The 21,869-nt window shown below is 73.5% G+C and carries 20 protein-coding genes and 1 tRNA gene; 3 read left to right on the top strand and 18 right to left on the bottom strand.

The features are described 5' to 3' along the window. Positions 1-247: 247 nt before the first annotated feature. Positions 248-1,741 carry an aminopeptidase P family protein gene (locus tag J2S46_RS19965; protein WP_191288653.1) on the bottom strand — a complete coding sequence of 498 codons (1,494 nt, stop codon included), beginning with the start codon at positions 1,739-1,741 and terminating at the stop codon, positions 248-250. 133 nt (positions 1,742-1,874) lie between these two features. Further along, positions 1,875-3,398, bottom strand: coding sequence for a PP2C family protein-serine/threonine phosphatase (locus J2S46_RS19960; protein WP_191288654.1), 1,524 nt, complete (start codon positions 3,396-3,398; stop codon positions 1,875-1,877). A 621-nt stretch (positions 3,399-4,019) separates the two neighbouring features. Between J2S46_RS19960 and J2S46_RS19955 the strand changes: the two genes are divergently transcribed. Further along, on the top strand, positions 4,020-4,655 hold the full coding sequence (locus tag J2S46_RS19955; RefSeq protein WP_191288655.1) for a bifunctional DNA primase/polymerase: 636 nt from the start codon (positions 4,020-4,022) through the stop codon (positions 4,653-4,655). A gap of 387 nt (positions 4,656-5,042) precedes the next feature. On the opposite strand, the gene J2S46_RS19950 is transcribed toward J2S46_RS19955, so the two are convergent. The 4 genes from J2S46_RS19950 to J2S46_RS19935 all read right to left on the bottom strand — a co-directional run bounded on the left by J2S46_RS19950 (position 5,043) and on the right by J2S46_RS19935 (position 9,311). Beyond that, the gene (locus J2S46_RS19950) at positions 5,043-6,038 is read right to left on the bottom strand and encodes a DUF5926 family protein (protein WP_191288656.1); all 996 of its coding nucleotides are present in this window, start codon (positions 6,036-6,038) and stop codon (positions 5,043-5,045) included. A gap of 112 nt (positions 6,039-6,150) precedes the next feature. After that, positions 6,151-6,774: an ATP-binding protein gene (locus J2S46_RS19945; RefSeq protein WP_191288657.1), complete on the bottom strand. Its 624-nt coding sequence runs from the start codon at positions 6,772-6,774 to the stop codon at positions 6,151-6,153. A gap of 246 nt (positions 6,775-7,020) precedes the next feature. Next, positions 7,021-7,845 (bottom strand): glycerophosphodiester phosphodiesterase family protein, encoded by an 825-nt coding sequence (locus J2S46_RS19940; protein ID WP_191288658.1) that lies wholly within the window; start codon positions 7,843-7,845, stop codon positions 7,021-7,023. Between the two features lie 122 nt (positions 7,846-7,967). After that, complete coding sequence (locus J2S46_RS19935; RefSeq protein ID WP_229912255.1) at positions 7,968-9,311, bottom strand: purine-cytosine permease family protein; 1,344 nt, start codon at positions 9,309-9,311, stop codon at positions 7,968-7,970. A 438-nt stretch (positions 9,312-9,749) separates the two neighbouring features. Between J2S46_RS19935 and J2S46_RS19930 the strand changes: the two genes are divergently transcribed. Further along, positions 9,750-11,564, top strand: coding sequence for a S1C family serine protease (locus J2S46_RS19930; RefSeq protein WP_191288660.1), 1,815 nt, complete (start codon positions 9,750-9,752; stop codon positions 11,562-11,564). Between the two features lie 89 nt (positions 11,565-11,653). Continuing rightward, positions 11,654-11,741, top strand: a tRNA-Ser gene (locus J2S46_RS19925). A gap of 138 nt (positions 11,742-11,879) precedes the next feature. Here the strand turns inward: J2S46_RS19925 and J2S46_RS19920 are convergent. The 12 genes from J2S46_RS19920 to J2S46_RS19865 form a co-directional block, all read right to left on the bottom strand. Beyond that, on the bottom strand, positions 11,880-13,265 hold the full coding sequence (locus tag J2S46_RS19920; RefSeq protein ID WP_191288661.1) for a site-specific integrase: 1,386 nt from the start codon (positions 13,263-13,265) through the stop codon (positions 11,880-11,882). Between the two features lie 62 nt (positions 13,266-13,327). Next, on the bottom strand, positions 13,328-13,516 hold the full coding sequence (locus tag J2S46_RS19915) for a helix-turn-helix transcriptional regulator (RefSeq protein WP_191288662.1): 189 nt from the start codon (positions 13,514-13,516) through the stop codon (positions 13,328-13,330). 448 nt (positions 13,517-13,964) lie between these two features. Beyond that, positions 13,965-15,437: an AICE element replication initiation protein gene (locus tag J2S46_RS19910; protein WP_191288663.1), complete on the bottom strand. Its 1,473-nt coding sequence runs from the start codon at positions 15,435-15,437 to the stop codon at positions 13,965-13,967. Positions 15,438-15,439: 2 nt separating this feature from the next. Continuing rightward, a complete protein-coding gene (locus tag J2S46_RS19905; RefSeq protein WP_191288664.1) occupies positions 15,440-16,294 on the bottom strand; it encodes a bifunctional DNA primase/polymerase in 855 nt (284 codons plus the stop codon). 229 nt (positions 16,295-16,523) lie between these two features. Beyond that, on the bottom strand, positions 16,524-16,733 hold the full coding sequence (locus J2S46_RS19900) for a hypothetical protein (protein WP_191288665.1): 210 nt from the start codon (positions 16,731-16,733) through the stop codon (positions 16,524-16,526). An 18-nt stretch (positions 16,734-16,751) separates the two neighbouring features. Beyond that, positions 16,752-17,018: a hypothetical protein gene (locus tag J2S46_RS19895; protein WP_191288666.1), complete on the bottom strand. Its 267-nt coding sequence runs from the start codon at positions 17,016-17,018 to the stop codon at positions 16,752-16,754. Next, complete coding sequence (locus tag J2S46_RS19890; RefSeq protein WP_191288667.1) at positions 17,015-17,230, bottom strand: hypothetical protein; 216 nt, start codon at positions 17,228-17,230, stop codon at positions 17,015-17,017. The genes J2S46_RS19895 and J2S46_RS19890 overlap by 4 nt, the downstream gene beginning before the upstream one ends. A gap of 192 nt (positions 17,231-17,422) precedes the next feature. After that, complete coding sequence (locus tag J2S46_RS19885) at positions 17,423-19,531, bottom strand: FtsK/SpoIIIE domain-containing protein (protein WP_229912299.1); 2,109 nt, start codon at positions 19,529-19,531, stop codon at positions 17,423-17,425. A 265-nt stretch (positions 19,532-19,796) separates the two neighbouring features. Continuing rightward, positions 19,797-19,991 carry a hypothetical protein gene (locus J2S46_RS19880; RefSeq protein WP_191288668.1) on the bottom strand — a complete coding sequence of 65 codons (195 nt, stop codon included), beginning with the start codon at positions 19,989-19,991 and terminating at the stop codon, positions 19,797-19,799. Positions 19,992-20,042: 51 nt separating this feature from the next. Beyond that, positions 20,043-20,306 (bottom strand): hypothetical protein, encoded by a 264-nt coding sequence (locus J2S46_RS19875; protein ID WP_191288669.1) that lies wholly within the window; start codon positions 20,304-20,306, stop codon positions 20,043-20,045. 42 nt (positions 20,307-20,348) lie between these two features. Next, positions 20,349-20,810, bottom strand: a complete 462-nt coding sequence (locus tag J2S46_RS19870; RefSeq protein ID WP_191288670.1) for a hypothetical protein — start codon at positions 20,808-20,810, stop codon at positions 20,349-20,351. 14 nt (positions 20,811-20,824) lie between these two features. Further along, positions 20,825-21,814 carry a DUF2637 domain-containing protein gene (locus tag J2S46_RS19865; RefSeq protein WP_307352797.1) on the bottom strand — a complete coding sequence of 330 codons (990 nt, stop codon included), beginning with the start codon at positions 21,812-21,814 and terminating at the stop codon, positions 20,825-20,827. Between the last annotated feature and the right edge of the window lie 55 nt (positions 21,815-21,869).

The raw sequence follows: 21,869 nt of genomic DNA, 5'->3' as shown, positions 1-21,869 counted from the left end.
CCGGGTGCCTGCCGGCCTGGGGCGTGCCCTGGCCGCGGGTGGCACGCCGACCACACCTACCGGATCACCCTCCCCGAGCCGCCGGCCGGCGACAGCCCCGAGGTCCGCTTCGGTGCGACGGGCGACCAGCACCTGGCCCCGGGCGTCGAGATCGCGCCCGAGCACGTCGGCCGAGTCCTTCCGCGGGCACGCGCGACGGCGCGGGCCGCCCCGAGGTCCGGGGGCGGCCCGCGCCGTCGTACGAGAGTCAGCCCGTCAGGGAAGCCATCCAGGCCTCGACCTCGTCGGCCGAGCGGGGCAGGCCCGCCGAGAGGTTCTCGTTGCCGTCGGCGGTGACCAGGATGTCGTCCTCGATCCGGACGCCGATGCCGCGGTACTCCGCGGGGACGGTCAGGTCGTCCTGCTGGAAGTACAGGCCGGGCTCCACGGTCAGCACCATGCCGGGCTCCAGCGCCGCGTCGACGTACGACTCGCGGCGGGCCTGGGCGCAGTCGTGGACGTCCAGGCCGAGCATGTGGCCGGTGCCGTGCAGGGTCCAGCGGCGCTGCAGGCCGAGCTCCAGCACCTTCTCGACGTCGTAGACGGAGGCGTCGAGCAGGCCCCAGGCGAGCAGTCGCTCGGCGAGCACCCGCTGCGAGGCGTCGTGGAAGTCGCGGAACCGGCCACCGGGCCTCACCGCGGCGATGCCGGCCTCCTGGGCGTCGTAGACGGCCTGGTAGATCTTGCGCTGCAGCGCGTCGAAGCGGCCGTTGATCGGCAGCGTGCGGGTGACGTCGGCGGTGTAGAGGGTGTTGGTCTCCACGCCGGCGTCGAGCAGCAGCAGCTCGCCGGGGCGGACGTCGCCGTCGTTGCGCACCCAGTGCAGGGTGGTGGCGTGCGGGCCGGCGGCGCAGATGGAGCCGTAGCCGACGTCGTTGCCCTCGACCCGGGCGCGGCGCCAGAAGGTGCCCTCGATCCAGCGCTCGGAGGTGGCCACGGCCTGGCCGAGCTCGCGGACCACGTCGGTGAAGCCGTTCACGGTGGCGGTGCAGGCGGCCCGCAGCTCGCCGATCTCCCACTCGTCCTTGACCAGGCGCAGCCCGCTCAGGAACTCCTTGAGCTCGGTGTCCTTGTCCTCGTCCAGGACGCCGGCGAGCGCGGCCTCCAGGCCGGCGTCGTAGCCGCGGACGATCCGGGTGGGCGCGGGGGCGGCGGCCTTGAGCTCCTCGGCGGCCTTGCGGACGTCGCGGGCCGGCAGGCCGAACAGCTGCTCGGCCTCGTCCAGGCTGTGCCGGCGGCCGACCCAGAGCTCGCCGTTGCCGTCCAGCCAGAACTCGCCGTTCTCGCGGTTGGAGCGGGGCAGCAGGTAGAGCCCGAACTCGTGGCCGGTGGCCCCGGTCGGCTCGGCGACCAGCACCGCGTCCTCGGTCCGGTCACCGGTGAGGTGCACGTACTCGCTGGCGGCGCGGAAGGCGTACTCGGTGTCGTTGGCGCGCACCCGCAGGTTTCCGGCGGGCACGACCAGCCGCTCGCCCGGGTAGGCGGCGGACAGCTTGGCGCGGCGCTCGGCGGCGTAGGCGGCCTGGGCGACCGGGGCGAGGCCGTGCAGCTCGGTGTCGTCCCAGCCGGTCTTCATCGAGGCGGCGAGCTCGTCGGACACCTCGTCGTAGAGGCCGTTCTTGCGGCCCTTGGGCCGCTCGTCCCCATCGGTTCCGGCGGCCTCGGGGTTCTCGGCCACTGCCGGGGTACGGTCCTCGGTCACGTACGTCGCCTCCTTGCGAGTCTCGCCGCCCCGGACGCGTCGGATCGCGACACCCGTGGGCGGCCGTCCGTCCCATGGTACGGACGGCCGACCGTTCACCCGTTCGGGGGCCGCGGCCGGGCCGGCCCGGCGGCTACTCGAAGCGGGCGGCCAGCAGCACCAGGTCGTCGGTGCCGCCGTCCGGACCGGCTCCGGACGGCGCGTCGGCGGGGGTGTCGCCGGCGCCGGCCGGGGCCGAGCAGGCCAGCAGGTGGGCGCAGAGCCGGTCCGGGTCGGTCCGCACGTCGCGCGGGGCGTCCGCGGCCGCCCGGCGCAGCGCGCTCTGGCCCGCGTGCAGGGTCGGGCCGAAGCGCCGGGCCATGCCCTCGGTGTAGAGCACCAGGAGGTCGCCGCGCTCGGCGTCCAGCTCCACGCCGGGCGCCTCCCAGCAGCTGAGCATGCCGAGCGGCGCGGACAACGAGGTCTCCACGAAGTTCGCGCCGTGCCGGGTGACCAGCACCGGCGGGCAGTGCCCGGCGCCCGCCAGGGTGATCCGGCGCTCGTCCGGTTCGACCCAGGCGTAGACGGCGGTGGCGCTGCGGGCCGGCTCGGTGGTCTTGAGCAGCAGCTCCAGGTCCCCCAGGACGGAGACCGGGTCCTCGCCCTCCAGCACCGCGTAGGCCCGCAGGGCGGCCCGGACCCGGCCCATCGCGGCGGCCGCGCCGGGTGCGGAGCCGGGGCCCGCGCCGGGCCCGTCGCCGGAGACGCTGCCGACGCTCAGGCCGAGGGTGCCGTCCGGCAGGGCGATGGCGTCGTACCAGTCGCTGCCGGTGGAGCGGTCGAGTCCGGCGGGCACGCAGCGGGCCGCCAGCCGGACGCCGGGCAGCCGGGGGAGGCGGTCCGGCAGCAGGCCCCGGCGCAGGGCCTCGCCGGCCCGCCGGGCCCGGTCCGCCTCCAGCTGGCCGGCCAGCAGCGGCGCCGCGGCCTCGCAGTAGGCGCGGGCGAGCCGCAGCCGCCGCTCGTCCGGCTCGGCGGGGCCGTCGTAGAACCAGACCGCCGCGGCCGGCGGGCCGTCCTCCTCGGTGCTGATCGGCAGTCCGACGCTGGCGCCGAGGCCGAGCTGCCCGGCGACCTCGCGCAGCCGGGCGGGGGTCGCCGGGCCGGCCAGGTCGGGGTGCAGCACCTGGCGGGGGCGGCCGTGCGGGCGCAGCAGGCCCCCGAAGGGTCCCTGCTCGGCGGGTACGGTCTCCAGCGCGCCGAGGCCGGAGCGGTCCAGGCCGAGGCCGACGGGGCGGCTCACGCCGCCGGGCGACCCGATGACCACGAAGCCCCGGCGGGCGCCGAGCAGGGCCGCCCCGGAGCCGAGCAGCGCGGCCAGGGCGGCCTCCGGACCACGGGCGCGGGCGAGCAGCGCGGTGTGCTCGTACAGCTCGGTGAGGTCGGCCAGGGCGTCGGCCAGCAGACCCGGGTCGGCCTGTCCGGCCGGCTCCGGGGGCCCGGCCGGGCCGACCGCCGCGGTGTACGCCGCCGCCCCGGCCGGCGGGGCGGCGGGCGGTTCGGCGGGCGGGAGGTCGAGCACGGGGAGCCGGGTGCCGCGGCCGAGGTCGCCGGGGGCGGCGGCCGCCGTGAGCGGCGCCGTGGCGCGCAGGCGGGCGGCGGACGGGTGGGGCTCGGTCATGCCGCTTCTCCCAGCACGGTGGTACGTGTCATGCGAAACCCCCAAGTCCGGCCGAGCCGTCGCTTCGCCGTCGATCGCTGCCGATCGCCGTCAGGCGCCACCGCTCGGCACTACTCGTCATTTCTCGGCACTACTCGTCATTGATCGACAGCATCGGCCCTACTTCTGGACAGGCCATTCGGGGCATATCCGGAGCGGGCCCCGGAGCGGTCCCGGCGTGGGCGGCACGGGCCGGCCGGCCCGCACCGGGCACCGGCCCGTCGGCATGGAAGCCCGGAGAGCGGGCAAGACAGGCAGGGACGGTGTTTCGCGGCCCGCCTGTTCCGACGAGCGAACCGGTGGCCGTCCGGATCGTATGCCTGCGCGGCCCGTGGCCCGGGCCGGTCGCGGGTCACTCACTCGTACGGTGGAACCAGCGGCGTCTGAGCGGCGTCCATCTGGTCGCATGAGGGATTCTCGTTCCAGGGGCCGACCTCTCAGGGGCCCTTTTCAAGTCCTGTTCCATGTCGTGTTCCACGTCGCGTGCGGTACGGCGCGGCTGCGGTGATGGCCGGCCCTCGCGGCCGTATGGCTCCGTCGGGGCCGGCAAGCCCCAGCGGTCACGGAAAGGAACGAGCGCCCATGCGTGAGACCAGGCGAGACCGGCAGGAGGGCCGCTCCGCGCGGCTGGCCGCGGCCCTGGAGGCCGCCGTGGAGTACCGCTGGCCCGTGGTGCCGGGCGCGGGGGCACCCGGCGGCCGTTGCTCCTGCGACAGCCCCGACTGCCCGGTGCCCGGAGCGCACCCGCACGACCCCGAGCTGCTGGCGGCCACCACCGACCCCCGGATGGTGCGCTGGTGGTGGGAGCGGCAGAGCCCGGACGCGCCGGTCCTGGTCGCCACCGGCCGGGCCGTCTCGGCCGTCAGCCTGCCGGCTCCGGCGGCCGCGCGGGCACTCGCCTACTTCGAGGCGCTGCGGATGCCGCTCGGCCCCGTCCTGGCCACGCCCGGCCGGTACACCCTGCTGGTGGCCCCGTACTCGCTCGACGCGCTGGCCGAGCTGCTGGCGCAGCAGCCGTGGGTCCCGGGTTCGATGCGCTACCACGGGCCGGGCGGGTACCTGGCGCTGCCGCCGGGGTGCGACCGGGGCCGGGTCCGCTGGGTGCTTGCCCCGGAGCGGCTGGAGGGCGGCGGGGTGCGGCTGCCGGAGGTCGGGCCGATGCTGGAGGAGCTCGTCGCGGCGACGGCCAAGCAGGACACCGGCCGGCCGCGGTTCTAGGTCCGGCCGCTCCGGGCCCGGCGGGGACCGGTCAGGCCGGGCCCGTCCGGGTGGCCGGGCCGCCGTCGGGAAATCGGCTCCGGGCGCCCGCCCGGGGCCGTTCCCGGCTCCGGGCCGGTGCGCGGGCGGGTCGCCTCGGGGGGTCGCCCGGGCGGGTTTTCCGCCGACCCGGCCGCCCGACTCCGCCACCGTTCCGCGGCCGTTTCGGGAGCGGTCGGCCGGGCCGGCGACGGGCATGAAAAAATCCGGCCGCTGGCGACGGGGGATGCACCAGCGACCGGACTGTTTAAACAGTAACAAGGATCGGCGGCCGCGCCAATTTCCAAGACCCGGCCGCCGCCCGGAAATTGCGGGCGACGGCCGGATTGTGACGCGTATCACACGCCGTCAGTTCAGCGTTACCTGACGGTTCACCAAGTTGGCGCGGGCGCGCCGCTCTTCGGTCGTCAGCGGGGTCGGGTCGGCGAGCGTGGCGGCGAGCCGCTCGGCGAACTCGGCGGCCGGCTTCTCGCAGTCGGCGGCCGTCATCTCCAGCGGCAGGTCCCAGACCGGGACGGTCAGTCCGTGCGCCCGGAACGAGCCGACCAGGCGGGTGTCCGGGCCGATCGAGGACCGGTCGGCGGCGGTCAGCCGGGCCAGCGCGTCCAGCAGCTGCTCCTCGGGGACGGTCATCACCCAGCGCAGGTGGTTCTTGTCCGGGGTGCCGCACCAGTACGCGGAGTCCACGCTCGACAGCTTCTCGGTCGGGATGGCCGAGGCGTTGGCCCGCTCCAGCGAGGCGGCGACCTCGCCGGTGGCGGACTCGGCGTCCTCCAGCCAGAACTCGAAGCCGGTGTGCACGGCCGGCGTGAACGGGGCCGACACGTCCAGCAGGTCCTGCAGGCGGCGGCCGCCCGGGACGGTCCGGCGGGAGGGCACCGGGGCGCCGGGCTCGGCGGTCAGGGCCAGCTCCAGGGCGTCCGCCAGGTCGCGGCTCAGGTCGCCGGAGGAGGACTGGGTCTGCAGGCCGAGCAGGATCGAACCGTCCTGGCGGCGCAGGGCCGGCCAGGCCAGCGGCAGCACGGTCGCCAGGGTCACCGACGGGACGTCACCGGTGGCCTCGTCCGCCACGCCGGCGGCCAGCGTCAGCGGCACCGTGGCGGCCGGCACCAGCTCGCGCAGCGCGACCCAGTCGGCCTCGCCCGACAGTCCCTCGAACGGACGGTGCACCAGCTCCTGGACGGCGTGCGACGCCTCCCGGCCGTGGCAGGCCTTGTACCGGCGGCCCGACCCGCAGGGGCAGTCCTCCCGGGCTCCGACCACGGGGATCCCGCCGGTGGCGGTGCTCGTGGCGGTGGCGGACTGGCTGCGCTGCGGCGCCTTCTTGGCGGCCTTCTTGCCCATGGTGCGGCTCTCCCGGGAACGGTGAATTCTTGGGACCGGCGGCCGCCGGGGATGGCGTCACCCATCCCGGCCGGCCGGTCGGTCGTGCTCCCGGAAGCCTACTGAGGTTTCCTCACGCGCTTCGCGCGTCGCTCCCGCCCCGCCGGGCGTGCCTGCCGCGCACCGGCAGTGCCGCCCAGACCGTCACCTCGCCGGGGAGGTCCCGCACTCCCCAGTCGCTGGCCAGCTGGCCGACGATGCTCAGTCCGCGTCCGCCGCGCGAGGTCAGCGAAGGACTGGACGGGATCGGCCGGGTCGGCGCACCGCCGTCGGTGACCTCCAGGGTGAGCATCCCGTCCGGATGCAGGCCCCAGCGGACCAGCACGCCGCCGGGCTCCTCGGCGCTCTCGCCGTCGCCCGCGCCGCGGCCCAGCAGCCCGTTGGCCGGGAACCCGCCGGCCGGGAACCCGCCGGCCTGGGCACCGGCCGGCTGCCGCGAGGGCACCGCCACCAGCACCTGGTCGACCAGCTCCGCCTCGGTGTCGCGGCCCAGGTCGAGCAGCCGGCCGAGCGGTCTGGCGTACCGACAGGCGTTGCTGAGCAGTTCCGAGAGAATCAGAACCGCGTCGTCCACGACCGTGTCCGGTATTTGTCGTTCGCCGAGATCCCGACGCAGCCGACGCCGCGCGACCCCGACGCTGGCCGGGCCGTGCGGCACCGCCATGGTCGATGAAGTCGGCACTTCGCGTGCCACCATCAACGCCACCCCCGGACCTCCTTCAGCGTATGCCGAGGGATGGATGCCCCTTGGGAATGGGTCGGAAACGGCCGTGGGGCGATCCTGCGCGGACATTTCAAGACGAGCGGCAAACCGGCAGCGCGAGGTGATTCCCCGCTCACCCTCGGTACATTCCGGACATTGAATGGCTTCCGTCCCGTGGAACCCACCGGAAACCGGACAGCGGCCGCGCCGGGCCCCGGGGCCGGTGCACCGCCCGACCGGTCAGCGGCCGAGCTGTGCCAGCACCTCGGCCGGGCGGTTGGTGATGATCGCGGAGACGCCCAGCTCCAGGCAGAGCTCCACGTCGGCCGGCTCGTCCACCGTCCAGACGTGCACCTGGTGGCCGGCCCGGCGCAGCGCCGGCACCAGCCCGGGGCGGGCCCGCACCAGGTCGATGCCGGGCCCGGCGATGGTCGCGCCGCCCGGCAGCGAGGTGCCCGGCCGCAGCCGCAGCGGCAGCATCCGGTCGAACAGGAACACCCGGGAGAACTCCGGCGCGGCCCGCCGCACCCGGCCCAGGGCCAGCGCGGAGAAGCTCATGATCCGGGCCTGCGGGCGGCTCTCCGGGTTCCCGCCGGGCCCCGAGATCCCGTACCGGGCCAGTGCCTTCAGCAGCTCGGACTCCACCCGGCCGCGGAACCGGACCGGGTGCTTGGTCTCGATCGCCAGGTCGACCCGGCGGCCGGCGTCGGCCACCAGCTCCAGCAGGCTCTCCAGCCGCAGCACCGCCCGCGCCTCCGGGTCCGCCGCCCCCGCCCCGTCCTTCCAGGAGCCGAAGTCGAACGCCTCCAGCTCGGCCAGGGTCATCGCGGAGACCGCCCCGCGGCCGTCCGAGGTCCGCTGGATCCGGCGGTCGTGCACGCAGACCAGCTGCCCGTCCGCGGTCACCCGGACATCGCACTCGAAGGCGTCGGCGCCCTCCGCCAGGGCCCGCCGGTACGCGGCCAGGGTGTGCTCGGGCAGCGCGCGGGAGGAGCCGCGGTGGGCCACCACCTGGACGGGCTGCGCGGTGCGGGCGGTCGCGGGGGACAGGTCGGCGCTGGTCACAGCGCCAACGATAGGCGGCCCGGATGACGGAACGGCGACGGCGGCCCCAACCTGCGGGGCCGCCGTCGCCGTGGTGGCGCAATCCGGGCGCTCGGGCCGCTCTCCCGGCCGGGCTCGTCCGGTCAGTCGGCCTGGCGGGCCCGGGTCAGCGGGGTGAGGGCCAGGGTCACCAGCGCGGGGACCAGGAACCCGAACAGCGAGGCCGAGGTCCACTCCTGCGGGGTGAAGTGCAGGGCGCTCTGCGCGTCCTTCCAGAAGTCCACCCACCAGCCGGTGATCGCGGTCGGGGCGATGAACTGGTAGACGGCGAAGCCCAGCACCCACGGCAGCAGCATCAGCCAGCGCGAGGGCGCCCGCTCGGAGAGGTCCCAGCCCCGCCGGCCGGCGCCGAAGAAGTAGTCCGCCGCCAGCACCGCGAACAGCGGCACGAAGACCGAGCCGATCAGGCCGAGGAAGTTGTAGTACGAGGCGGTGAATTCCTTGATCTGCAGCGCGAGGACGGTGGTCAGCACGCCGATCCCGCCGGTCAGCAGCCGCCGGTCGACCCGCGGGAAGAGGTTGTGGACCGACATCGCGGTCGAGTACACGTTCGCGAAGGACTGGTCGGTCTCGCGCAGCACCAGCACCAGCAGGAAGGCCCAGCCGGCCCAGACCCCGGTGAACGAGGAGAAGATCTTCTCGGTGTCCCCGCCCGACTGCAGCAGCGCGATCAGGCCCAGCACGTAGCACCAGACCTGGGCGACGGTGTAACCCGAGAAGGTGCCCCAGAAGGAGGCCGCGGCCGTCCGCGAGTGCCGGGTGTAGTCGGCGGCCAGCGGCACGAAGGAGATCGACAGCGCGATCACGGCGTCGGTCGCGGGCAGGAACCCCTGCCAGTTGCCGGCCCCCGGGTCGGGGAAGCCCTGGCGGCCCAGCTGGACGGTGAAGTACACCATCGCCACGGCCACCGCGGCGGCCACGTACTTGCGCAGGACGGCGATCGAGCCCAGCGGCCAGATCGTCAGCACGGTGGTCAGCGCCCCGGCGAGCAGGACGAACAGCCAGCGGTAGCCGTCGGTGCCGGCCACCGTCTGGGCGCCCTGGGCGATCACGGTGAGCTCGAAGACGCCCCAGCCGACGCACTGGGCGATGTTCAGCACGGTCGGCAGGTAGCTGAGCCTGGTGCCGAACAGCCCGCGCAGGTTGGCCATCGCCGGTGCGCCGGTCTTCGCCCCGATCAGGGCGGCGACGCCGAGCGCGGCGGTGCCGATCACGGTGCCGGCCAGAATGGCGACCACCGCGGCCGTGAAGGACATCTCCGAGCCCGGGGCGCCCAGCACCGTCGCGGCGGTGCTGAAGCCGATCAGGCTGACGCCCAGGTTGAGCCAGAGCGCGAACTGGTCCTTGAAGGAGAGCGTGCGCGGCGGCTCGGTGTCGAGGACGAGCGGCGCCTCGGCGCGTCCGTGCGCCTCCGGACGGTCCAGCACGGCGACGTCCGTGTGAAGGCCTTCCGAAGGAGCGGGGAATTCCGTGGACGCCGACGCGTCCGAAGAAGAGGATGGCGAAGCAGGCGGCATGGCCGATACTCCCTACGCCGGCATTACCCGGACAGGTTCCGGCGGTCAGCGCTCCCTCGCCCGCCCTCCACGACTACCGTGGCGTACGGTCGACCAGCGCACTCTCAGCCTGGAAGGGGTCCAAGCTCCCGCGTGTTCAGATTGAAGCGACAGGCTAGCGGGAGCCGGGTGGAACGCCAAGGCCGGGGCCGCGGGCCGTCCGCATCGCGGGACGCGTGGGCCCTGTCGGGCGCCCGTGTTCGGTCCGGCTAAGGATTCTTATGAGTTCTTCAGAGGGCCCCTTACGGCAATCGAATCCCGCATACGAAAAACTATGCTTCTTGGTCCTGTCAGCTATGGAGGTCGTCAGTGAGCACCGAGCGCGAGAGTGGGTCCACCGGACCGCAGGAGGGGCAGCCCTCCGGCGGTCACGGGGCGGTGGGTCCGGCGACCGACGGCCCGGCGCAGCAGCCCGCGGCCGCCGCGGCAGGTGCCGGCACGCCGCCCGCCGGGGACTCCCCGCGGACGCTGGCCTTCGGCAAGCTGAGCGAGCCCGAGCCGGCCGCACCCGGGTCGCCAGTGGCGCCCGCCGCACCTGTTGCCCCGGCCGCCCCCGTCGCCCCCGCGGCGCCGTCCTACCTGGACGCGCCGCCGCCGGTCCTGCCTCCGGCCGCACCGGCCGCGCCGGCCGCGCCCGCCGCCCCGTCCTACCTGGACGCGCCGCCGCCGGCCAACCCGTACGCCACCCCCGCCCCGGCGGCCGACCTGTACGCGGCGCCGGCACCCGCGGCCGACCCGTACGCGGCACCCGTTCCGGTCGCCGCCGGCCCGTACGCGGCCGCGCCGGCGCCCGGCCAGGGCCCCGCCGCCGACCCGTACGGCCCGCCGCCCGGCACCCCGGCCGAGCACGGCCACCACCCGTTCGGCGCCGGCCAGCCGCTCGGCGGCTGGGGCGCCCAGGACGCCGGTGCCGGTGGCACCTACGGCGGCCCCGGCGGGCCCGGCCTGCCCGGCGGCCCCGGCTACCCGGGCCAGTACCCGGGTGCGGCGCCCGGCGGACCGCGCAAGAAGCGCGGCGGCCTGGTCGCGCTGATCGCGGCGGTCGCCCTGGTCGCCGGCGTGGCCGGCGGCGCCGTCGGCGTCGCGGTCACCGACAACGGTGACTCGGTCAGCTCCGCCAACGACCACCGCAGCACCACCGTCCCGGCCGGCAACACCCAGAAGAACGAGGCCGCCCCCGGCTCGGTGGCCGCCATCGCCCAGAAGGCGCTGCCCAGCACCGTCACCATCAAGGCGACGAGCAGCACCGAGTCCGGCACCGGCACCGGCTTCGTCTTCGACACCGAGGGCCACATCCTCACCAACAACCACGTGGTGGCCCCGGCCGCGAACGGCGGCAAACTGACCGTCAAGTTCGCCGACGGCTCGTCCTACACCGCCTCGGTGCTCGGCCGCGCCGAGGGCTACGACGTGGCGGTGGTCAAGCTGGACAACCCGCCGAAGGACAAGCTCAGCCCGCTGCCGCTGGGTGACTCCGACAAGGTCAACGTCGGCGACGCGACCATCGCGATCGGCGCGCCGTACGGCCTGGAGTCCACCGTCACCACCGGCATCGTCAGCGCCAAGGACCGCCCGGTCGCCTCCGGCGACGAGACCGGCGCGCAGGCCTCGTACATGAACGCCCTGCAGACCGACGCCTCGATCAACCCCGGCAACTCCGGCGGCCCGCTGCTCGACGGCACCGGCGCCGTGATCGGCATCAACTCGGCCATCCAGTCCAACTCCTCGGGCAGCGGCCGGGCCGGCAGCATCGGCCTCGGCTTCGCCATCCCGATCAACCAGGCCAAGTGGGTCGCCGACACGCTGATCAAGACCGGCCGCCCGGTGTACGCCAAGCTCGACGTCCTGCGCAACGACGACTACAAGGGCGACGGCGCGCAGATCCAGACCAACGCCGTCCAGGGCACCCCCGCCGTCACCCCCGGCGGCGCCGCCGACAAGGCCGGCCTCAAGCCCGGCGACGTCATCACCAAGCTCGGCGGCAGCCCGATCGAGAACGGCCCCGCCCTCGTCAGCAAGATCTGGACGCACAAGCCCGGCGAGACGGTCGACGTGGAGTACATCCGCGACGGCAAGACCGGCACCACCAAGGTCACCCTCGGCGAGCGCACCGGCGACAACTGACCCCGGGCGGCGCCCCGGCGCCACCTCCCACCCACCCGGCAAACCAGGTGCACCGAACCCCGCCGGACCCGTTAGGCTGACCTCCGCCTGGAGAGCTGCCCGAGCGGCCTAAGGGAACAGTCTTGAAAACTGTCGTGGCGTGACCCGTCACCGTGGGTTCGAATCCCACGCTCTCCGCTGGTGAGGGAAACCTCGAACAGGGCGGGTATCGGCTACGTGCCGATACCCGCCCTGTTCGATTTCTGTCCCGGGGTGTCCCACCCGATGCCAGGTTGAGCCAGAGCGTGTGGACCAGCCGTGGACCAGGTCCACGGGCTACTCCTGGTCGTACTCCTCGTCCAGAAACTTCTCGATCAGGGAGTTTGACCGGTCCCGCCGACCGTCCACCACCTTGGCGTAGAACTTGAAGAGGACCGCGACGCTGTGCCCGGCGCGGTAGGCGACCTCAACCGGGTCAAGCCCGGCCACCAGCCAGCCAGACACGCAGGTCGCCCGCAGTGAGTACGGGACGTCAGCCAATGGCGTTTGCACCTGCGCCGGCGTGAGGACCAACTTCCGGGCCTCCTTCCAGACGGCGGAGTACTCCTTTGTGGTGAGCACCCCGCCCTTGGCGGCGTGAAACACGCGGCCGTCCTCTCCCAGCCCGAACTCGTCCACGTGCTCGCGGACCATCCGGACAAACACCGGCGGAATGGGGATGTGCCGGGTGGCCTTGCGTGCTCGGTGCTTGAGCCCGCGCTCCTCGAATGACCGGCCGTCGTCAGTCCAGCGCGAGCCGACGCGCGGAGAGCTGCCAGGTGCCACGATCAGCCCCCACCCGGTTTTAGGCAGCTCGAAGTCAGCGAGCCGCAGGTGCATTGCCTCGGCCGGCCGGGTGGCTGCCCAGTTGATGCAGCCGTAGAAGGTTGAGAGGTGCCGGCCCCTCGAAGACAGACCGCGCGCCGCCTCGATCAGGTCTCGGGACTGGCGCGGGTTGGGGACGTACCGCCATTCGATCTCGTCGTCCGTCTCCGGCGGCGCCCAGTCCACAAACTTGAGCGGGTTCACAGTGAAGTGCCGACGCTCGATTCCGTAGCTGAGAGCGCCGCTGAACGTCGCGTACTTGCGGTTGATCGTGTTGTCGGCGGCCCTCTTCCCGTCCAGCTTTAACGCGATGGCTTTGAGCGCGCCCCGGATGGTGTCGGAGTCCTCAAGCTGGGAGATCGGCACCGACTTCCGGGCGATCCATTCGAGAGCTTCCGCGATCTCCTTCGGAGGATCCTGCACGTGATCGGAGAAGTTGAACGCCCAGCACGAGAGCGCACGTCGGAGGACTCGCGGCTCTGGTTCCCCGCGCCGATCTGTGACCAGCGCGGGGGTAATGGTGGCCAGACCATCGGCCCGCGCTGCACGCTCCTTGGCCGATGCGGCCGGCCACTTCACCTCGGCATGCTTCTTCGCATGCTCGAACCAGGTCGGCTCCGCCGGCTCCGAAGCCTTGCGAAGCATCTCCAGTTCGGAGACTGGGAGCCCGGTCTCCACATCGAACTGTTCGCGGCGATGGGCTGCGGTCATCAGCTCGGCGCGCCGGCCGTCCGCCTGCACCTTGAGCAGGAAGCTCTCGGAGTGCTGCTTTGGGCCGACCCGCCATCGGGTCTGGAAAGGTTTGGCCCGGTCGGCCCGGTGGCGGATCGTGTAGGGGACGAACTCGTGTGTCAGCAACGGGAGACCTCACAGCAAGGGGCCCCAGCAGTGCTGGGGCCCCGAATGGGTGGGATGGAGGGTCAGGCAGCGCTCAGGCGACGGTCCGCCCACCAGGCATCCAGAGCGGCGCGCGTGCACCGGAGGTGGCCATTCGGGAGGGGGATCATTTCGGGGGCCTGCCCCTTGGCTCGCATGCGGTAGAACGCGGAGCGGGACATGTCGATCTCTTCCAGAACGGCGCGGAGCTTCAGGTACTCCTGCTTGGGCATGGCCTAACTCCTCTTCGCGGGCATGGATCGGGGTGCGTGTGTGTCCTAGGTGCGGATTTCTGCGTCACAGCGTCACAGCGTCATTCGGGCTTCTGACCTGCGGCTTTGCGTGACGCAGAGCCTGGGGGTGCGTCACCGGTGCGTCACGGGCTGCGTCACCGCATGACGCAGCCCGTGACGCAGGTGACGCAGGATGACGCAGCGGCCGTCGTCTGCGTCACGGGTTCAGCCGCAGCTCAGGGGCCGTTTTTCAGCCCGCGTGACGCAGGTGACGCAGGATCTTCCTACTTAGGAAAAAAGAGGGGCTGTCCATGTTGCAGTTCAGCCCTCAGAGCGATCAGAAGGAGCCGCTACGCGGCGCGACTCTCGCGGCTTCGCCGAACAGCAAGAGGAGCACCCCGCTCAGGGACCGGTGCTCTTCTTGCTGTTCGGGGGAACGCGCCATGGGTCAGAGCGTCAGCTGTTCGTGCGGCGGCGCGGTGGCCGGGCGGGCCATTTCGAGGTAGCGGCCCTCACGGGTGCGGCCCGTGTCGAGGAGGACACCGCGCGCCGCAAGCGTCGGCTGAAGGCGCTTCAGCCGGTCGGAGAGCACCTTCCCGGTGGTCGGCCACCCCTTGGGCAGGGAACGCAGCTCGTCGCCGCCGTGGACGCGGCTCAGGCAGTGCAGCCACTCGGTGGAGGACATGCGCTGCGCGGTGCCCGGCTCGATGGTGTCGGCGTGCCTGAGGACGGTCTGCGCGAGGAGATCGCCTTCGATCACGTCGTCGTTCAGGTCGTCCAGGCGGGCCCGGTAGGCGGCCAGCGCCCCCAGACCGGTCGCCGCGTCGAGTTGCGCACACAGGTGGGCGAAGTCGGCCATCCGCAGATCGGTGGGGGTCTGCGCTTCGGCGGCGCGGACCTTGACGGTGAGGTCGAGCAGGGATCCGAGGACGGCGGGCAGGGCCGGTTCGTAGTCCGCCCACAACTCCGCCTCGGTGCGCCTCACGCGGGGCCGCTCCAGCCGCAGCGGCAGCAGCCGCTCCGCGAGGTCGGGGCGAATGACGCCCACGTCGATGCCGGTCAGGAGCAGGGGACGGCGGTAGGCGGCGCGGTGCACGTCGCCGTCGGTGAACAGGGCTCGCTTGACGCTCTCGGCTCCGGTGACGATGCAGCACATGGCATCGGAGAGGTCGGGGGTCATGTGGGAGAGGTTGTCCAGGGCGGTGACCCATCCGGCCGCGACGGCGGCGATCAGGTTCTCTTCGTCCTTGGGTGCGCGGCGCAGGTCGCCGCTCATGCCTTCGACGATCCGGACCAGCATCCGGCCGGCGGTGGACTTGCCGGCGCCCTGCGGCCCGGTGAGGAACGGGGCCGGGACCGGCACGGACGGCCCCAGGCAGCCGATCAACCAGGCGATGGCCAGGCACTCGGTCGCCGCGTCGGCGAAGTTGGTCAGCCCCAGCAGCAGGTCGATGCCCTTCCCGTCGGTGTCCTTGACGGGCAGGGGCAGTTCGCCGGTGAGCTGGGTCCGCCGCCAGCACACCTCACGCGGGTCCGGCGTGAGGATGTCCCAGCCCGTGGGGTGGATGCGCACGGACTGCCCGTCGGACCGGCCCAGGTCGAGCCACGTCGCCCCGTCGAACCCGGGGGCGACACGGATGTGGACGGGCTGCACCGCCTCGGACAGGGCGAGCGCCTCGATCAGGTCCAACGCCTCCTTGAGCGCGGACCCGTTGAACACGCCGATGCCGTCCTTGAACAGGCCGACCATGAGTTCCTGCCGGTGGCTGCCCGTGGTGCCCTGGGAGCGGATCGGCCGGGCCACGGGGTGGCCGTTGCGCTGGGCGTAGACGGTGCCGTCGGCGGTGCGGAAGTACCGGAAGTGCGCTTGGGCGTAGTCGGCGATGACCTGCCGCGCGGGGTTCTTCTCGTCCTCGGCCATGGCTACATCCCCAGCCTGTGGAGGGCGTTGGTCCACGCGTCCGTGCAGTGGCGGGGCGATTCGCCCTTGGCGCGGGCGGCGGCGAACAGCCGCTCCATGTGGGCCTGGGTGAGGCACCCGCACCGCCCGTGGGTGGACAGCACCGCGAGGAACGCCCCGAACACGGTGGCGTGCACCGCGCCGGCCGCGTCGGTGATGCGCTGCTCGGCCATGGCGATGCCCCGGTCCAGGAAGGTGGGCGTGCGGTGCGGGCACCTCCCGTCCCGGGCCGGGGCGGGCGCGGTGACGGCGGCCGGCCGGACCGGGGCGGGCTCCCTCACCACCAGGGCACGGACGGTGTCCGGCAGGGCGGTGGTGGTGCTGGTGCCGGGGCCGAGCCATCGGGCGTAGGCCATGGCGGACTTGATGTCGACGCCGGGCCGCACCGCGTTGGCGGACGGCATGGCGCCCCGGTAGATCCAGTGCTCGCCCCGGGTGGTCGCCACGGTCTGGGTGGCGGGCAGGTTCTCGCGCGCCCAGGCGATGGCGTCCGCGTTGTCGAGGTCCACGACGGTCAGGCCCGCGCCGCCGGGGTGGTAGGCCACAGCCGCCGCCTCCCGCCACGCCCGCGCCCACTCCCGAGAGTTGATGACGTGGGGGTCGGTGGTGGCGGCGGCCCAGCCGTGGCAGGGCGCCGGGCAGGTGCAGGGGCCGGGGGTCTTCATGTTCGGCCGGCCGCCGCACGCGTTGCCGGTGCAGCGGCGGCAGTTGCCGAATGGCACCTTCCCGGCGCGCAACGGCAGCACGGGCACCTTGGCGGCCACCAGGGTGAGGGCGGCGGGCAGGTGCTCTGCCCGGATGTGGGTCGGTTGGGTCATGCTAGGTGTCTCCAGTTCTCTTCGAGGGTGCTGGATAGGCGGCGGCCCCGGTTCTTGCCGGAAGGGGGGCCGCCGCCGTCGTTCATGGCGCTCTCGGCGCAGACCTTGTGCGAGGGCCTGCGCTGGTCGTCTCGCAGGGGTGTGGGGCGGCCGCACCAGCGGCAGGGCAGATCGCGGGTGCGGTCGAAGTGGCGGGCGTCGCGCCAGTCCAGGCCCACGGCCCGGGGTCCTAGTCCTGGTCGCCGTGCTTGGCGTCCCAGCGCTCCTGGGCCTGCTTCTGGATGCGGTCCATCCGGGCCTCAAGACGCTTGGTGGACTTACCGCGGGACTCGGCGCGGGCGGCGCGGGCGCAGAGCAGGAAGACGCGGGCGGCGTCGCCGAGGTTGTCGGCGCCCATCTCGCGGGGGTCGAGGTAGGAGCGGGGTTCCTTCTTGGCCATGGCGGTTGTCTCCTGGGTTCAGGCGGCGCGGCGGTCGGGGAACGGGATGACGGTCGCCAGGCGGGCGACCGGTGCGGGGGCGATGTCGGGGGCGGGCTCACGCTCCGGCGGCGGGGTGCCGCCGTCCTCGTACTCGGTGGGGCGGGTGCCGTCGTACTCGGCGAGGACCTGCCGGATGGCGGCGGAGTCGGACGCCGCGCCGCGCTGGGTCCAGGCGTAGGCGGCGCCCCCGAGGGCGGCGGGGCCGAACAGGACGGCGGCGGCCACGATGTCGACGGCGCTCACTCGGTGCCCCCGGTCCGGGCCGCCAGCGCCAGCGCGTCAAGGACGGTCGTCCCGAGGGCCGAGAGGCGGGTCTCGATGGCCTGCCAGGACTCGGGGTCGATGTGCATGAGGGCCGCGAGGGCGGCCGGGGCGTGGCCGTCGGCGGCGGCGGTGAGGGCCTCGCGGAGGTGGACGGCGGCCAGCGGCCGGATCGCGGATGCGGTGGCGTTCATGGGGTCCTCTCGTCGCTGTGTGTAGCGGGAGGGAGGCATGGGGCGGCCCGGGAGGCCCGTTTCCGGGGTCCCTAGGGGGCTGACCTGGGGCGCTTCCCTGCCTCCCTGGGAGAACAGGCGTGCTGATCAGGGCAGGGATCGGGGTTCAGGGAGGCGGTGAGGGAGTTCTCCCTGTCTCCCTGCGGGCTCCCTTTACTCTCCGTCGTCGTCCGGGGTGTCCGCGTCGCGCTCCGCGAGGGCGGAGAGCACCTTCGCGCGGGCCACGACCATCTGTCCGTCGGACTTGTACGGGGCGGCACCGGCGCCCTCAAGCACGGACTTGAGGTCCCCGAAGTTCCACTCCCGGTACTCGCCCGGGTTCGCGGCGGCGAGCCGCTGAAGGACTTCCTGCGTCCGCAGCCGGACCGCGTCGCCGAGGGCGGCGGCGATGTCCGCCAGCGCGTCCGGGCCGCCCTCGGCCGGCGCGGTCGTGGTCACCGTGGTGACCCCGGCCCGCCGGGCCTTCGCCCGGTCGGCGACCTCGGCCGCCTCTTCACCGGTGATGTAGTGGGTGCGGATGGTGGTGGCGGCCTGCCCGGGGGCGAGCTTCACGCCGTCACCCGCGACCACGACGGTTCCCCTGTCGGCTCCCTGGCGGAGCTTGTGCGGGGCGGCGCCGCCGTCGATGGCCTTGTCCCCCAGCGCCATCCGGGCCTGCTCCTCGGAGCCGAGCGCGAGGGAGGCCCGGATGTGGGCGCCCTCACGGATCAGCTTCGGCAGGTTCTCGTTCGTCGGGTCCTGGGTGCCCTGCCACAGGGTGACGTTCACCGCCCGGCCCTGGTTGTGGAGCTTGCGGCCCGCCATGAAGTACCGGGACGTCGCCTTCGTGCCGCCGTACGGGCGCTTGTCCTCGCCGACGGCCGGGCACATGAACGCCATCTGCGCTTCGTCGACCACCAGCACGAGCGGGTGGAAGTCCGGGTTGGTGCGGGCCACCTCCCGGGTCACGCCGTCGGTGGCGCCGGACGCCTTGACCAGCGCGATCCGGCGCTCCATCTCCCGCACGCCCTCTTCGAGCATCTGCGTGGCTTCGATGACCTCGTTGTCCGTCGGCCCCTGGATCAGCACGGTTGCGAGGCCGTCGAACATCCGCCAGTCACCCACCCCCTTGAGGTCGGCGATCCGGAACTCGACCGTCGGGTCGAGGGCCAGCCACAGGGCCAACGCCCGCAGGCTGGCGGTCTTGCCCTGGTTGGACAGACCCGTGATCAGCAGGTGCCGCTGAAGAACGCTGATCAGCGCCGCGTCCCCGCGCAGGTCCTGGCCCCAGGGCGCGCGGCCGGTGTAGAGATCGGCGGTCAGGTCGTGGTCGGTGACCAGCGGCGACGGCCCGATCGGCTCGTCCAGCGCACCCGAGTCGGCGATCCACAGGCGGACCGTGCGGGCCGCCTCCGGGATGGTGATGAACACTTCGTGCTCGTGGCGGTTCAGGTTCTCCGCGAGCTTGCGGCGGCGCCCCTGGACCTCGTTGGTCGACACCCCCGACGGCAGGGTGACATCCACTTCGACGCCGCATCCGGCGATGCGGATGGGGCCGAGCATGCCCGCGCCGGCGTCGCCCATGTCCTTGATGGCGTTGCGGAGCGGGGCGATGCCCAGGTCACGCAGGGCCTTGACCACGATGGACGGGGTGATCGGCTCACCCACCGTGCTGGTCTGGGTGGCGGGCAGGGTCCAGGCCGGGGCTGCCTGGCGACGCCGGCCGACCGACCACATGGCGAGCAGGGCCGCCCACGGCGCGATGGCGACCAGCGGCCCCCACACGATGCTGACGAACACGACGGCCCAGCGGATCAGGTCGATCACCGTCATGATCGGGGTGACCACGTCGGTGATGTCCCGCTCGGCGATGGCCAGCACCACACCGAGTCCGAGCAGCCCGCCGGCCGTCGCCCCGACCCCGACAGCGGCGTTCTTCGCCACCCGGATCGGGGAGGTCAGCAGGTCCATCCGGCGCTGATGACGGGCGGCCCGGAAGGCTGCCGCCCGCACCTCCCACTCCAACGCCTGCTCGTGCAGGCCGGCGGCTTCGGCGGTGCGCATCATCCGCTCGTAGCGGGCGGTGCTCCGCTCGTCCCACCCGCGCTTCGCGAGGATGCCGCCGCCCCGCACCACGTAGGACCCGTGGCGCACCACCAGACGGGCTGTCGTGCGGGTCCGCTCATCGGTCAGGAACACCCGCACCGCCCGCCGCCCCCGCACCCACGCCGGCGCCTTGGGGACGACGGTCGGGCGCGGGGTGGCCGGGCCGGGCAGCACCACGCCTTCCAGCGGCTGTGGTCCGGCGGCGTAAACCGAGTCCGGGTCGACGTCGGCCGGCGCGGTGGCCGTGGCGGTGGCGCGGGGGGTGCGGGCGGCGCGGGCCTTGCCGAGGTCCACGACCACCCCGCCCGGGGTGTCGTGGGTGGTGCTGTGTGGCTGGTTCACTGGTGGTTCCTTCCTCACAGATTCGGTGGTGCGGAAAGGGCCCCGGGGCGGCCGGTCAGCTTGCCGGCAGGAACGGCCGTCCCGGGGTTGTGCGGCATGGTCAGCGGCCGGTGGGCCGCAGCTCGTGGGTGTGGCACAGGGCGGGGCCGATCAGCAGCCCGATCCGGTTGACGGTCCAGCGACCGCCGGTGAGCGGGCCCGGGGGGACCTCGTCCACGATCCGGCCGGTCCGCCCGGCGGCCCGGGGGTCGTCCTCGCAGGAGAGGATCAGCACTTCATCGCCGGCGGCGAACATGGCGTGGCTCCTTCGGTGTCAGTGCTGGCAGACGGGCGTTGGCACTGTTCGTCAGGACGGGTCGGCGATGGTGTCCAGCGGGGTGCGGGTGGTGCCGGCGTAGGCCTCGGCGGCCGCAAGGTAGGCGGTCGCGGTCTCGACCAGGGCCCGGGCGAACGCGAGGGTCTCGGCCCGGGTCGCGTTGTAGGCGGAGCCGATCGTGAGGAAGTCGACGCCGGTGGTCAGTTCCAGGAACGGCGCGTCGTCCCGGTGCTTGGAGCCGAAGACCTGGTGCTTGGTCCGGGAGTTGGCGCGGAAGTTCACGGAGACGCTCAAGGCGGTTTCCTTCTCTGCTTGTTGGAGGGTTGGCGCTGTCTGTCAGGTGGAGGCGATGACGGCGGCGGCGGTCTCGAAGGCGTGGTGCCAGGCCTGGTCCAGCGCGTAGGCGCCGTTCATGCCGTGGTCGGCGAGCCGCACGAACTCGCCCTTGCCAGTGGCGTCGGCGAGACGGCGCAGGGGCTCACGCCGGTCGGCGACGTAGTGCGTGACGGCCGAGAGTGCGAGGGCCGCCACGACGGGGCCGGGCCGCAGGCGGACCCCCAGGGCGCGGGAGCCGAGCAGCAGGGCGGCGCCCTGGGTGGCGGTGTAGGTGGCGACGTGGGCGGCGCAGGCCCGGCGGCCGGCGGCGCTGGACTGTCCGTCGGTGTGGTCGTGCTGGCCCTTGACGCGGGCCTGGTGGTCGCTCTGGATCCAGTGGTCCGCCACGTCGGCGGCGGCCCGCAGCAGGGCGTAGGCGGCGGCGAAGCGGGCCGCGCGGGATCCGGTGAACAGCTCAGGCATGGTGCCTCTCCTTGTCACGCGGCGCGGCCGTGAGCCGCAGCAGCGGGCTGTGCGGGGGTGTCGCGCAGTTCCTGGTAGCGGGCGGCGATCCACCCGGCCGACCATCCGGTCAGCTCCACCGCCTGACGCTGTGGCAGGCCGGCCGCGCACGCGGCCCCGGCGACCTCCCGGGCCCGCTGCTCGGTGAGCTTCTCCGCGACCGGACCACCGGACAGCAACTCCTGACGGGCACGCTCAGCGGCCTCCCGCTCATGCCGTTCACGGGCCAGACGCTCCTCCCGCTCACGACGCTCACGCTCGCTCACCTCACGCTCACGACGCTCACGCTCGGCCCGCACAGCGCCCTCCCGCCGCTCCTTCTCCTCCCGCTCGAAGGCCTCACGCCGGGCACTCTCCTCACGCTGCTCGCGCAGGATCCGGGCCTCATGCTCACGCTGCTCACGGGCCAGCGTCGCGTCGTGGTCGCGGCGCTCACGCTCGCGTCGCTCGGCCGCTTCGAAGTCCGCGAGACGCTCCTCGCGGGCCCGGCGCCGGTCCTCCTCGGCCCGGCGCTCGCGCTCCGCCCGCTCAGCGCGCTCGGTGGCTTCACGGGCGGCCACTGCGGCGGTGATCGCCCGCCGGTAGGCGAGTGAGGTCTCCGCTGTGACGATCAGCAGCAGCGGTGCCACGGAGTGGACCGCCGCGCCGACCCGATCGCGGTCCAGTGCGGACTGGCCGACGTTGAGCAGCACCGTCATGATTCCGGTCAGCCAGCGCAGCACCGTCGGCCAGCGGCCGCCGTCGCCGCCGAGCCGAGCCAGGGTGCTGTCCATGCGGACCACGATCACCACGGCCGCGTCCACGACCAGCGGCAGGATCGGGGCCGTCCACTGCCACCCCTTGGGGGTGTGTCCGCTCATGAGCGGGGTCACCGTGAGCACGCTGTAGAGGACGGCGCCGCACGTGATCGTCCACGTTCCCGCGCTCAGCGCACGCTCTGCCGAGCGGATCTGCTGCGGGCTCACAATCGCCTTCACCGGCCCCACCGCCCGCGCTGCGACGAGCAGACAGTGAGCGCGG

The organism is Kitasatospora herbaricolor, from assembly GCF_030813695.1.
GTDB classification, from domain to species: domain Bacteria; phylum Actinomycetota; class Actinomycetes; order Streptomycetales; family Streptomycetaceae; genus Kitasatospora; species Kitasatospora herbaricolor.
The sequence above is the reverse complement of the archived record's forward strand: the minus strand, read 5'-3'. Positions and strand labels throughout refer to the sequence as shown.

Coding starts and splice junctions, on each gene's coding strand:
- J2S46_RS19960 (WP_191288654.1), bottom strand. CDS start 3,398: ATGACCGAGCCCCACCCGTCCGCCGCCCGCCTGCGCGCCACGGCGCCG.
- J2S46_RS19955 (WP_191288655.1), top strand. CDS start 4,020: ATGCGTGAGACCAGGCGAGACCGGCAGGAGGGCCGCTCCGCGCGGCTG.
- J2S46_RS19950 (WP_191288656.1), bottom strand. CDS start 6,038: ATGGGCAAGAAGGCCGCCAAGAAGGCGCCGCAGCGCAGCCAGTCCGCC.
- J2S46_RS19945 (WP_191288657.1), bottom strand. CDS start 6,774: ATGGTGGCACGCGAAGTGCCGACTTCATCGACCATGGCGGTGCCGCAC.
- J2S46_RS19915 (WP_191288662.1), bottom strand. CDS start 13,516: ATGCCCAAGCAGGAGTACCTGAAGCTCCGCGCCGTTCTGGAAGAGATC.
- J2S46_RS19910 (WP_191288663.1), bottom strand. CDS start 15,437: ATGGCCGAGGACGAGAAGAACCCCGCGCGGCAGGTCATCGCCGACTAC.
- J2S46_RS19905 (WP_191288664.1), bottom strand. CDS start 16,294: ATGACCCAACCGACCCACATCCGGGCAGAGCACCTGCCCGCCGCCCTC.
- J2S46_RS19900 (WP_191288665.1), bottom strand. CDS start 16,733: ATGGCCAAGAAGGAACCCCGCTCCTACCTCGACCCCCGCGAGATGGGC.
- J2S46_RS19890 (WP_191288667.1), bottom strand. CDS start 17,230: ATGAACGCCACCGCATCCGCGATCCGGCCGCTGGCCGCCGTCCACCTC.
- J2S46_RS19880 (WP_191288668.1), bottom strand. CDS start 19,991: ATGTTCGCCGCCGGCGATGAAGTGCTGATCCTCTCCTGCGAGGACGAC.
- J2S46_RS19870 (WP_191288670.1), bottom strand. CDS start 20,810: ATGCCTGAGCTGTTCACCGGATCCCGCGCGGCCCGCTTCGCCGCCGCC.